Source organism: Corallococcus sp. CA047B, assembly GCF_003612065.1.
In the GTDB taxonomy this organism is placed as follows: domain Bacteria; phylum Myxococcota; class Myxococcia; order Myxococcales; family Myxococcaceae; genus Corallococcus; species Corallococcus praedator.
The window spans coordinates 17,131-28,997 of record NZ_RAWD01000094.1 but is presented as its reverse complement, the minus strand read 5'-3'; the positions used below and the strand labels follow the sequence as shown (position 1 = coordinate 28,997).

Genomic DNA, 11,867 nt, shown 5'->3' with positions numbered 1-11,867 from the left:
GTCGCTGACCTGGGGCGTGGGCGTGAGCCCCATGCTGCTGGCGGGGGGATGATGACGGGGCTGCAGCTGGCCCTGAGCATGCTCCTGGGCGCGGTAGTGGCGTGGGGCGTGCTGGCGCCGGTCCTCCTGGGCGCGGGGGTCGTCGTGGGCGCGGAGTATGGGCCGCTGTCCGCGTGGCTGGCGTGGCCCGGGGTGGGGCTGATGGTGGGCGCGGCGGTGGTGTCGCTCGGCGCGCAGGCGCGCGACTTCCTGAGCGCGGCGAAGGACCTGCGTTCGGTGGGCGCGAACCGCGGTGGCCTGCCCCGGTGGGCGCTGGGCGTGGCGGCGGTGGCGTGCGTGCTGGCGGTGGTGCTGGGCGGGGTGTTGTTCGGGCTGGGCGTGCCGTCGATGGTGCTGGCGCTCGCGCTGCTGGTGCCGCTGTGCGCGGTGTGTGCTCGCGGGGCGGGACAGACGGATGTGTCGCCGGTGAGCCAGATGGGAAACCTCACGCAGGTCGTCTTCGGCGGCGTGCGGCCTGGGGAGCTGGCGCCCAACGTGGCGGCGGGTTCGGTGGTGGCGGGCGCGGCGGCGCAGACAGGCGTGAGCCTGTGGTCGCTCAAGGCGGGGCACCTGCTGGGGGCCTCGTCGTCGAAGCAGCTCGCCGCGCAGCTGGTGGGTGTGGCGGTGGGCGCGGTGGTGGCGGTGCCGGCCTACCTGTTGCTGGTGGATGCGTACGGGTTGGGGACGGCCGCGTTGCCGGTGCCCGCGGCGGCGCAGTTCCGCGCGGTGGCGGAGGTGTCGGTGCGAGGGCTCGCGGGACTGCCGCCGCACGCGGGAATGGGCGCGCTCGTGGGGTGCGTGGTGGGCGCGGTGTTGACGCTGGCCTCGCGGGGCAGGGCGGCGAAGTGGTTGCCGTCACCGGTGGCCATGGGCATCGGGTTCATCACGCCCGCGTTCTTCGCGGTGACGCTGTGCCTGGGCGCGGGGATGGCGGCGGTTGCGCGGCGGTGGTCTCCGAAGCTCACCGACGCGCAGGTGCCCGCGGTGGGCTCCGGGGCGCTGGTGGGTGAGTCGTTGATGGGGCTCATCATCGCCGCCACGACGGCGCTTCAGCGGTCGGTGTAGCGCAGCGCCTGACCGCTCACGCAGCGGGCGTGAGGTCCCGCACGCGCTCCAGCGAGCGGCGGATGCGGTCTTCCATCAGGTTCGGCACGTGCGCCGCTCGCGCCAGCGCTTCCCCGAGCGCGAGCATCGCCTCCGCGAAGTCGCTCCGGCGCCAGGCCGCGAGGCCCATCATCTCCAGCACTTCGAGGGGTTCCTGCTCCACGGACACCTGCGACGAGCGCTCGCGCAGCGCGTGCCACTCCTCCGCCGTCGCGTCGCGAGCAGCCAGCTCCACCATGGAGAAGAGCACTTCCTCCGACGGGCTCAGGTTCACGCCGTGCCGGCTGTTCGCCATGGTCTGCCGCACCTGCGCGAGCAGCTCCCGGGCCCGGTCGTGCCGGCCCGTCCACGCCATGGCGCGCGCCTGGAGCAGCAGCGCCCACGGACGGTGCGCCACCTCTGGATGCCGGCGCTCCAGCACGATGGCGCGGGCGATGTGCGGCGCCGCGGCCTCCACGTCGCCGGCCTGGTAGTACAGCTCGCCCATGTTGTGCTCGGCGAAGTACTCCCAGCCCACCACGCCCAGCTCGCGCCCCAACTGCATGAAGCGCTCCTGGTCCTTCAGGGCGTGCGTCAAATCCCGCCGCGCCACCCACAGGTTGCGGCGGTTGTTGATGGCCGAGCCCAGGTGGAAGCGGTCTCCACGCTCCGTGCACGCGCTGATGACCTCGTCCATCACGCGCTCGGCGCCGTCGATGTCGCCCAGGTTCGGGAGGATGACCGCCATCAGGAGCAGCGCCACCACCAGCGTCTCGTAGCCCGCGTCGCCCAGCTTCCGGGCCCGCTCCGCGGCGGCCTCCAGCGGCATGAGCGCATCCAGCCACTCACCCTTGCGGAACTGCGCGCGGCCCAGCGCCAGCAGCAACCGCGACTGCACGTAGGGCGACGTCACCGTCTCCGACAGGTGCTGCGCCTCCTGGGCCCGCTCCTCGCTGCGCGCGTAGTCGTTCACCCAGTCGAGCGCCATCGCCTCGTCGAGCAGCAGCTCCACCTCCGCGCGCGCATCCCCCACGCCCCGGGCGCGCTCACGCGCGATGGCGAAGTCCGTGAGCGAGTCCTCGTACCGGCCGATGCGGTAGCGCATCAGGCCCCGGCCCCGCAGCGCGGTGAGGCAGCGCAGCTCGTCCTCGGGGTCGAGCAGCTCCAGGGCGCGCGTGTACATCGCCTCCGCGTCGAGGAAGGCGTGACGGCCGCGCGCGGACTCCGCCAGGTCGATGGTCAGCGCCGCCGCCTCATCGCGCAGGCCCGCCGCCGCCGCGTGCAGCGCGAGCCGGGCCAGCCGCTGGCGCTCCTGCGAACCCGCCGGGCTCAGGTAGTGGCGGTAGGCGGCGTGGTGGATGCGCGCCTTCTCCTCGGCGGGCAGCCCCGCGACCACGGCCTCGCGCACCAGCTCGTTGCGGAAGCTCAGGCCCTCCAGCCGGTGCTCCACCAGCAGCCCTGAATCCAGGAGCCGCCGCGTCGCATGGCCCATGTCCAGCGGGAACTGCGACGCGGCCCCGTCGCGCTCCAGCTCGCGCACCACGCCGTCCGCGGCGGTCGCGGTGAAGGCCGCGCCCAGCAGCGCGCACAGGCGGGCATGCGCGGCCAGGGCCGGGGGCAGGGCGCCCAGCTCGCGGTCCGCCAGCCACTCGACCAGCCGCAGCTCGGGGACGCGGTCCAGCTCGTCGGTGACGAGGTACCAGTTGCCGCCTGGGGAGCGCTGGCGCACGAGCCCCTGGCGCTTGAGGCCGCGCACCAGCTCCACCAGGAACAGGGGCACGCGCTGCGCGCGCTCGACGATGCGCTCCACCGCCTGCGCGGGCACGTTCTCCACCGGCTTGAGCAGCGCGCGGCACAGCGCCTGCGCATCGGCCGACGTCAGGCCGGACAGGGGCAGCTCCAGTTGACGCGCGGCGCGGGCGCCCCAGGACGGACGGCTCTGCTCGAAGCCCGGGCGCACCAGCACGCAGACCCACAGGGGCACGCGCGTCTCCGCGAGCGCCGCGTACTCCAGCGCGTCCAGCGCCGTCTCCTCCGCGAAGTGCGCGTCGTCCACCACGAGGCACAGGGGGCGCTCGCGGGCGCTCGCCGCCAGCAGCTCACCCGTGGCGCGCAGGGCCAGCGAGCGCAGGGCGCCCGGGGCCGCGGCCCAGCTGTGCAGCTCCGGCCCGCCGGGCGCGTACCACCCGAGCGTCGCGGCCACGCCGGGCCACAGCTCCATGCCCAGCCGCGAACCCAGCCGGTCCAGGATGGCGGTGCGGCCATCCTCCTGCGTGTCCGTGTCGTCGCGGTCGAAGCCGTGCAGCGCGACGCGCAGCAGCGTGCGCAGCGTGCCTTCTGGATCGCCCTGCACGGGCTCGCGGGCGCGCATGGAGTAGACGCGGGCGTGGGGAAGGGTGGCCCTCAGGCGCAGCGCCAGCGTCGTGGCCAGGTGGCTCTTGCCGTGGCCCCGGTCGCCCCTCACGGTGACGATGGTGGGCGCCGCCTCCGACACCGCGCCCCGCGCACTGTCCAGCAGGCTCTCCAGCTCCGCGTCGCGGCCCAGCAGCACCGCGCTGCCCAACTGCAACACGGTGACATCCGGCCGGGGCGCGGCGCCCGAGGGCGCGGGCCGCATCAGCCCCGAACGCCCTGGCACCGGCAGGCACGGCACCTCCGGCACGGCCTCCGCCGCGGCGTGGGACAGCAGCAGGCCGCGCGTCTCCGGGACGGAGGGGTAGCGGTCCTCGCGCGCGAAGATGGCGCTCAGGTAGCGGGGCGCGCCGTCCAGTCGGCGCTGCACGGTGACGGTGGCCACGTCCACGTGCGCGGCCGGCGCGAGTCCCCGCTCGGCCAGTCCTTCGGCGGCGCGCAGGGCGCGGCGCACGGGGTTCTCCCCCACGTCCGGGTCGAAGACGCCCGCGAAGCGCGCGCCGTCGGTGAAGGCCATGTGGCCTCCGTACGCGGCCAGCGCCTTCTGCACCGCGACGGGGTTCGCGCGCGAGGCGAGGAACAGCACCGCCACCGAGCGGCGCGTCTGGGCGGGGCGCGCCTCGGGCAGGACGGTGAGGGTGACCCGGGGCGCGGGCTGCACCGAGGACTGGCCCGCGTGGTCCAACGCCGCGCGCAGGGCCTGGGACACGGCGGCCGCGTCGCGGGGACGGCGCACGGGCTCCTTGGCCAGACACCGCAGCACGACCTCCTCCACCGGAGGCGCCACCGGGGCGTACTCCGAGGGAGGCGGCGGTCGCAGCGACAGGTGCGCCTGGAGCACCTCTGACAGGGCGCCGAAGAAGGGCGGCCGGCCGGTGATGAGCTCGTAGAGCATGATGCCCAGCGCGTACACGTCCGTGCGGGCGTCCAGGGCCGCGTGGCCGGCGCACTGCTCGGGGGCCATGTACTCGGCGGTGCCGGCGAAGGAGGAGGTCTCCTCGGGCGTGCCGTCGGCGGCCGCGTCCGGGGCCGGGCGCTGCACGAGCCCGAAGTCGAAGACGCGGGCCCGGCGGTGGGCGTCGTCCAGGAAGACGTGCTCGGGCTTGAGGTCGCAGTGCACGAGACCATGCGCGTGCACGGTGGCCACCGCGTCCAGCAGCGCGCTGGCCCGAGGCCAGAACTCCTGAGGCGACAGCGGCCCGGACACCTGCGCGAGCCAGTCCGCCAGCGTGGGCAGGGGCACGAACTCCATCGCGAGGAAGCGCTGTCCGCCCGGAAGCGTGCCCGTCTCATACAGCGCGGGCACGGTGGGCGGCCCGATGACGCGCAGGGCCTCCGCCTCCCGGGCGAGCTGCGCCTCCGCGAGCATGACGCCGGGGCGGGCCAGCTTCAGCGCGATGCGCTCACCCTCGGTGCCGTCGTGGGCGCGCTTGTGCGCGGCCAGCAGGACGCCGAAGCCTCCGCGCGCGATGACCTTCTCGCAGCGATAGCCCGGAACGTCGGGCACGAGCAGCGAGACATCGGGTGGCGGGACGGTGATGGGCGAAGCGCCGGGAGGGCACGGCGCGTGAGAGCCCTCCCAACGCCGCCCGCATGTGAGGCAGCGCGGCACGGACGCCACTCTATGCCAGGGCCCCCACGATTTCCGAACCCCAGGGGTGGGGCAGGCGGCATCCGCGTGAACGATTCATCAGAAGTTCCTCCATGCCCGGAGGGCGTCCAGGCACGGCGTCACCGCGAAACGCGCGACACCCGACATCGCGAGCGGACAGCACCGCGGGTCGGCTGTGCACCCGCTGCGTCATTTCGCACCGCGTCGCGGCATGAATGTCAGGACTCCCTGCTAGCCCTGCTCAAACGGAGGAACGTGCATGAGCAGGCTTCGGGCGCCGAGTGGGGGCAGGAGGTCCGGGCACACGTGGGGGCGGGTGACGGTCCTCATGGGACTCCTGGGCGCTATCCCGGTCCATGCCGGTGAGCTGCCCGTGGGGATGCAAGGGTATGCGCGCTACCAGAGCGCTTCGCCGCCACGGCTTTCGCGTGAGCCTCACCGTGGCACCGTGGGCGGTGCGGTGCTGGGCCGCTATCTCGCGTTCATCACCGAGCAGCGGGCGCTCCTGAAGAAGCCTGAGGTGAAGGAGGCGGAGCGTCAGGCGGGCCACGCCGCGCTCAACGACCTGCTCCTCTGGTCCATCGCGCGGACCGAGGAGCAACTGGCGGAGGATTCACCGCTGGAGGTGTACCTGCGGATGAAGGTCTCGCATGCGGAGCAGCGGCGTGCGGAGACGGTGCGCTCGAAGCAGGTGGAGGCGAAGCTGGAGGAGTACCACCGCTGGGCGGATGCGCGCGGACAGGCTCTGGCCGGGGCGCACTTCCGCAGGCTGGGCCAGGACGGGCTGCTCACCGAAAGCGCGCTGTACGAAGCGACGCAGCGGGCGCTGGTGGAGGCGGTGCTCGACTGGGCCTACGCGCACACGCTGGATCCGGACTTCGTGCGCAAGAGCCCCAGTGAAGTGGCGCTCTACCTGCTGGCGCGCGACAGCCTGCTGGCGTCGGCGGTGGAAGCGGGCCGCCTCGCGCCCCCGACGTGGGATCCGCGTCGGGAGCCTCCAGCCATTCCTCCGGAGGAACTCGTGCTGGAGATGGCGGTAGGCCTGCTGCCCGTCGCTGGGGAAGTGGCGGATGTGAAGGGCGTGGTGCTCGGGGAGAGCATCCTGGGCTACCCGCTGACTGGCGGAGAGCGGTTGCTATGCGCGGTGAGCATCGCGCTACCGGTGGTGTCGGGGCGCCTGCTGTCGGAGGGTGCGCAGGGCGTGGAGCGGGTGGCGCTGTTGACGGGCCGGAGCCTCCGCGAGGTGCAGGTGTTGCAGCGCGTGGTGCAGCACCTGTCACCGCAAGATGCGCAGGAGATCCGCCGGGTGCTGCGAGCAGCGGCACGCGGTGATGCGGTGTCAGCGGAGGACGTGGCGAAGCTGCAAGCCGTGGCGAAGCGGCTGGAGTCCCCGTTGGCGGAAGCGGGCCGCGTGCTGGGCCAGGGCAAGCGCGTGGCCCTGGTGGGCTCGCGGGTGACGGCGGAGGGCACGCGGTTGGTGCCGGGCAGCGCGGAGCACCTGGCGCAGGCGTGGGTGGACTATCAGTTCCGTCATCCGTCGAAGTACCCCCGCATCCAGTACGCGGTGGATCCGGAGTGGGAGCGGCTCTACCAGACGGTCATCAAGAACAAGGGCGCGGGCAGCGAGTTCGAGCAGGCCGTGCTCAAGTCCAAGGGCCAGCAGAAGAACACGGCGTTGATGCTGCCGCCTCCCGGAAGCAAGGCCCAGGGCTTCGTCCCGGACGCGGTGAAGGGCAATCCAAAGGAACTCGTGTGGGGGCAGCCCTACCACTTCGTGGAGGCCAAGGGTCGCGCGGAGATGGCGCTCACGGGCAACCTCAAAGCCATGCTCGAATACGTCCGAGCCTACGGTGGCCATATCGAGGTGTACTTCCGCTCCGCGAAGCATCCAGCGGGGCAGACGCAGCTGACTATTCCCCTCGAACGGTTCTTGTGGGCGCTCGAAGAGAATGGCAAAGCCTTGGTTGGCGCCTACCCGTGAGGCTCGCGTGTGCGGTTGAAATATCTGACGACCAAGATCAGCCTGCCGCCCATCGTTCCCTCTGAGGCTGCGGTCCGCGCGTTCCTCAAGAGCGCATTCGAGGAGTACCGGTGGTTCGAGCCTGCGCGTTCTCACAATGAGCAGATCGATCCTCGGCGGATCGACTACGACACCCTGGTGGCTGGCTTCCTTGAGTTCCGCAGCCTCATGGTGCTGGCGAAGACGGACCGTGACTTCTTCCTGTTCTCCGCCAGGAAGGCGGACGGTCCTCCTCATGTGGGCAAACTCACCTGGGATGCCGCGCTTTCACGCGCGAAGAACGCGAAGTGGCGTGACGACCACGTTCATCAGGTCACGGCGCTGATGAAGCTGTTCAATTCACCGCTGGCCGTCTCCGCGACCTCCGAGGACGAAGGCCGGAAGTGCCAACAGTTCATTCCCTCGCCTTCGGGGATCGGGCAACGCTGGACGTGGACCGTCCGCGACCCCAGCGAAGGACTCGCCGGAGTCTTCTGGCGCAACTTCTACGGTCCGCCTTTCATCGAGATGTTCGGAGACCGGTTGAACGCGGTCCCCGAAACCCAGCGGCGCACGGTCGCGGACGGCATCGTGCTCGTGGAGCCCTACACCCTGCCCACCGACGCGATGACTCCCGCCGCGGAGGCCGCGGAGCAACAGCTCCGCGAAGTCCTCGGGCCGGAGTGCTTCTACGACCAGGTGGCACGCACGATGCCCCGCCGCGTGCCCGACCTGCCCCACCCGGGCGCGCTCTCCTCCTGAGCCCGCCCGGAGGCACCGCGCGCCTTACCGCGCCGGCACTTCAATCGCACGCAGCAGCGCCCCGTCCTGACCGGGCACCCGCGCTCGCAGGAGCAGCGCGGCGCCGGGCTCCGCGGACGTCAGCGCCTGGGCGGCTTCCGCGACGCCGGACACCTTCTGGTCGCCCACCTGCGTGAGCACCATGCCGGGCGCCAGCCCCGCTCGCTCCGCGGCGCTGCCGGACTCCACCGCGACCACCTGCGCGCCGCCGCTGCCGTCCTGCGCCTCCGACAGCCGCAGGCCCAGCCGCTTCGACAGCGGCGCGGGCGTCGCATCCCGGGGCGTCATCTCCTCCTCGCCCCGCTGCGTCGGACGGGTGCCCAGCTTCACCGGCACCTCCATCACCTTGCCGCCGCGCACCAGGTTCACCTTCACCTCGCTGCCCGGCTTGAGCAGGGCCACCGCGCGCGTCAGCGACCCGGCGGAGTCCACCGCGCGCTCGCCCACCGACGTGATGACGTCCTCCTCGCGCAGGCCCGCCTTCGCGCCCGGGCCGCCCGCGCTCACGCCGGCCACCACCGCGCCCTTCGCGGCCTCCACGCGCAGCGCCCGCGCCAGCTCCGGCGTGAGGTCCTGCACCGCCAGCCCCACCCAGCCCCGGCGCACCACGCCCGTCTCCTGGAGCTGCGGCAGCAGCGCCTGGATGAGGTTGGCCGGCACCGCGAAGCCGATGCCCGTCGCGCCGCCGATGATGGCCGTGTTCATGCCCACCACCTCGCCCCGCATGTTGAAGAGCGGGCCGCCGGAGTTGCCCGGGTTGATGGCCGCGTCGGTCTGCAGGAAGTCGTCATAGGGGCCCGCGTGGATGTCGCGCGCCCTCGCGGAGAGGATGCCCGCGCTCACGCTCGACGCCAGCCCGAACGGATTGCCAATGGCCATCACCGGGTCGCCCACGCGCAGGCCGTCGGAGTCGCCCAGCTTCACGAAGGGCAGGTTTCCGGACACGCCCTTCAGTTGGATCAGCGCCACGTCCGTGAGCGCGTCGCGGCCCAACACCTCCGCCTCGAACGAGCGCCCGTCCTCCAGCTTCACCCGGACGGTGTCCGCGCCCTCCACCACGTGGTTGTTGGTGAGCACCAGGCCCGAAGGGTCGATGACGAAGCCCGACCCCAGCCCCTGCTTCGACGGTGCGCCGCCGCCCTCACCGAAGGGATTCTGTCCGCCCGGCAGGCCGAAGCGCTCGGCGAGCCCCGGGGGCAGGCCCTGCATGCCGCCCATCGCGGGACGGGCTCTCGCCTGCACCTCCACGTTCACCACCGCGCCCTTCACCGTGTCCACCAGCGGCGCCAGCGACATGAGCGCGCCGGGCGTGCCGGGCGTGGCCATCGCGGGTGAATAGACGGCGGGCTCTACCTTCGCGCCGGAGGGCGCGGTGGCCGTCTTCAGGGACAGCGTGGGGCGCTCGGGCGGCGCCGTGTCCGGAGCGGGCTTGCAGGCGCCCAGGGCGACCAGGGGCGTGAGCGCGAGCGCGCGGGCAAGGCGGCGGCGGGACGGAAGGGTGCGGACCATCGTGCGTTCTCCTTGGGTGGGCGCCGGAAGCGACCTTCCGGGCGGGAAAAGAGTCGAACCGGATGCGGTGGGCACCCTGGGAAGGAGGCAGCGGTCCCGTTCCACCAGCGACACCGGGAGCCACCAGTGGCCCAGCTGCCTGAAGGGAGCTCTTGGAGGAAGCCCCGCATCCGGTCCGACGCCCGGACCTCATTGCAGCCCGTGGGCCAAAGCCCCCCGGAACCCCTCCCAGAGGGGAGCGGTGCCCCGGAGGCCCCCCGGAGGCGGGGCAAAGTGCCCCAGCCGGGGCATTTCGCCCGGGGGCAGCGTGCCCCATGCCCCATCGCCCCTCCGCCAGGGCCCGGGGGGCGCGGACGTGGCACGGCGGATGCTCCAGGTCCGGAACGTCCCACCGCCGTGACGCTGTCGTGTCGGGAAGGGCCTTCGCGCTTCGCGAGGTCCTTTCGCGCGAGCAGCCCGGCGCACCTTCAACCCTCCAGGAGATCCCTCCCATGGTGCACGAGCAGACGGAAGGGGCCGCGCGCGCCGCGGCCTGGGAAGACCCCAAGACGGTGTCGGCGCGCGCCCCCCGCATCCTCGTCGCGGATGATCAACTGGAGATGCGCACCCTCATCCGCAAGATGCTGGTGCGGCGCGGTTATGAGGTGGTGGAGGCGTCGGACGGACCGGACCTGGTGCGCGTCCTCATCGACGGGCTGACGGCGGACGAGTCCCGCGCGCCCGACCTCATCATCACCGACGTGCGCATGCCGGGCTTCACCGGCCTGGAGGTGCTCGCCCGCCTGCGCCGCGAGCAGTGGAACACGCCCGTCATCCTCATCACCGCGTTCGGCGACGCGAAGCTGCACGGCGAGGCTCAGCGGCTGGGGGCTGCCTACGTGCTCGACAAGCCGTTCGAACTGGACGAACTGCGCGACGCGGTGGAGGCGGCGCTCGCAGTGGCGCGGGGCTGAAGCGGGGCCGGGCGCGGCGCGCTAGGCTTGCCGCCGCTCGCGAAGCCGCACCCTCGCAAGGAAGCCCATGCACCGCATGCCCTGGTCCCTGTCGTTGTCGCTCCTGTGCCTGGGGTGCGCGCCCGCGCAGCGTCAGACGCCGGACGCGGGATCCTCCGAAGCGGTGCCCCAGCGGCTGGTGGCGCGCATCGTCCACACGTACCCGCACGACCCGACGGCCTTCACCCAGGGGCTCCAGTTCCACCAGGGCCAGCTCTACGAGAGCACCGGCGAGAAGGGTGACCTGCGGCGCATCTCCCTGGAGCAGACCGCGCCGCTGTGGACCCAGGCCCTGCCGGGCGTGTTCCCGGAGGGGCTGGCCAGCGACGGCGAGCGCCTGTACCAGCTCACGTGGCAGGACGAGACGCTGTTCGTGTGGAGCGGCGCGACGCCTGTGCAGGAGAAGCAGGTGGCGTACAAGGGCGAGGGCTGGGGCCTGTGCTTCTGGCAGGGGCAACTGGTGCGCAGCGACGGCACGTCCACGCTGCGCTTCCACGACCCGAAGGACTTCCACGTGAAGTCCCAGGTGAAGGTGACGTTGCAGGGCACGCCGCAGGAGATGCTCAACGAGCTGGAGTGCGCGGAGGACGGCGTCTACGCCAACGTCTGGCACGCCAACCACGTCCTGAAGATCGACTACGCCACGGGCCACGTGCTGGCGGTCATCGACGCGTCGGCGCTGGTGCAGGCGGAGCGCGGACGGGCGCGCGGCTATGAGGCGGTGCTCAACGGCATCGCGCTGGAGCCCGGCACCGGCCGCCTGTTCTTCACCGGCAAGCTGTGGCCCGACCTCTTCGAGGTGAAGCTGGAGCCCGCCGCCACGCCGTAGTGACCGACCTCAGGGCGCCCCGGTGGCACCCTGCCGGGAGAAGCGCCGCCGCACCGTCCGGGTGACCTCCGCGTCCCAGCGCAGCGAGAACAGCTCCACCACGGTCCGCTGGAAGGGCAGGGCACACGCCAGACAGGCCAGCGTCGCGGCCAGCCCGATGAGCGTGTTCTGCCACGAGGCCAGGTTCCACTGTCCGGACCAGAACCACTCCCTCAGGCTCTGCGGCCAGAAGTAGTGGATGGGCCAACCGGGACCGCTGCCCGCGAGGTCGCACAGCAGATGCCCATGGAATGCCGCCACCGACAGCAGCGCCACGGCCGCGCGCCGCCGGGCCAGCGCCGCGCAGACCGTCATCGTGACGAGCGCTCCCACGTAGCCGTGGAAGATGACGTGGTGATAGCGCGCGTAGAACTCCTCCCCCGCGAGCAATGACAGTCCATCCAGGTCCGGTGCGAGCCCCGCGCAGGTGACGAGGATGCGGTCGCGCCGCTCACGCAGGCCTTGCGCCAGCAGCCAGGACAGTTCGGCGTGGACAATGGGATTCATGAAGGTGCTGAAGCGTACGGTGATTCACATCCGGCCGTCACCCGG

8 protein-coding genes are annotated in these 11,867 nt (G+C 72.4%); 5 read left to right on the top strand and 3 right to left on the bottom strand.

Annotated elements, in window-relative coordinates; translation table 11 throughout:
* Nucleotides 1–1,104: OPT/YSL family transporter (locus tag D7X74_RS16775; RefSeq protein ID WP_233602130.1), on the top strand; the 1,104-nt coding region annotated here is incomplete at its 5' end.
* 16 nt (nucleotides 1,105–1,120) lie between these two features.
* Here D7X74_RS16775 and D7X74_RS16770 read toward each other — a convergent pair.
* On the bottom strand, nucleotides 1,121–5,041 hold the full coding sequence (locus tag D7X74_RS16770; protein WP_199732817.1) for a serine/threonine-protein kinase PknK: 3,921 nt from the start codon (nucleotides 5,039–5,041) through the stop codon (nucleotides 1,121–1,123).
* A 421-nt stretch (nucleotides 5,042–5,462) separates the two neighbouring features.
* Between D7X74_RS16770 and D7X74_RS16765 the strand changes: the two genes are divergently transcribed.
* Both D7X74_RS16765 and D7X74_RS16760 read left to right on the top strand, forming a co-directional pair.
* A complete protein-coding gene (locus D7X74_RS16765; protein WP_120533980.1) occupies nucleotides 5,463–7,127 on the top strand; it encodes a hypothetical protein in 1,665 nt (554 codons plus the stop codon).
* Nucleotides 7,128–7,136: 9 nt separating this feature from the next.
* On the top strand, nucleotides 7,137–7,907 hold the full coding sequence (locus D7X74_RS16760) for a hypothetical protein (RefSeq protein ID WP_120533979.1): 771 nt from the start codon (nucleotides 7,137–7,139) through the stop codon (nucleotides 7,905–7,907).
* A 24-nt stretch (nucleotides 7,908–7,931) separates the two neighbouring features.
* Here D7X74_RS16760 and D7X74_RS16755 read toward each other — a convergent pair whose 3' ends face one another.
* On the bottom strand, nucleotides 7,932–9,455 hold the full coding sequence (locus D7X74_RS16755; protein ID WP_120533978.1) for a Do family serine endopeptidase: 1,524 nt from the start codon (nucleotides 9,453–9,455) through the stop codon (nucleotides 7,932–7,934).
* 491 nt (nucleotides 9,456–9,946) lie between these two features.
* Between D7X74_RS16755 and D7X74_RS16750 the strand changes: the two genes are divergently transcribed.
* On the top strand, nucleotides 9,947–10,408 hold the full coding sequence (locus D7X74_RS16750) for a response regulator (protein WP_120533977.1): 462 nt from the start codon (nucleotides 9,947–9,949) through the stop codon (nucleotides 10,406–10,408).
* 67 nt (nucleotides 10,409–10,475) lie between these two features.
* Nucleotides 10,476–11,276 carry a glutaminyl-peptide cyclotransferase gene (locus D7X74_RS16745; protein ID WP_120533976.1) on the top strand — a complete coding sequence of 267 codons (801 nt, stop codon included), beginning with the start codon at nucleotides 10,476–10,478 and terminating at the stop codon, nucleotides 11,274–11,276.
* A gap of 9 nt (nucleotides 11,277–11,285) precedes the next feature.
* On the opposite strand, the gene D7X74_RS16740 is transcribed toward D7X74_RS16745, so the two are convergent.
* Entirely contained in the window at nucleotides 11,286–11,822 is a 537-nt protein-coding gene (locus D7X74_RS16740) for a metal-dependent hydrolase (RefSeq protein WP_120533975.1), read from the bottom strand.
* Nucleotides 11,823–11,867: the final 45 nt, after the last annotated feature.

Excerpts from the sequence above, each read along its gene's own strand:
- D7X74_RS16755 (WP_120533978.1), bottom strand. The coding sequence starts at position 9,455 with ATGGTCCGCACCCTTCCGTCCCGCCGCCGCCTTGCCCGCGCGCTCGCG.
- D7X74_RS16740 (WP_120533975.1), bottom strand. The coding sequence starts at position 11,822 with ATGAATCCCATTGTCCACGCCGAACTGTCCTGGCTGCTGGCGCAAGGC.
- D7X74_RS16745 (WP_120533976.1), top strand. The coding sequence starts at position 10,476 with ATGCACCGCATGCCCTGGTCCCTGTCGTTGTCGCTCCTGTGCCTGGGG.
- D7X74_RS16750 (WP_120533977.1), top strand. The coding sequence starts at position 9,947 with ATGGTGCACGAGCAGACGGAAGGGGCCGCGCGCGCCGCGGCCTGGGAA.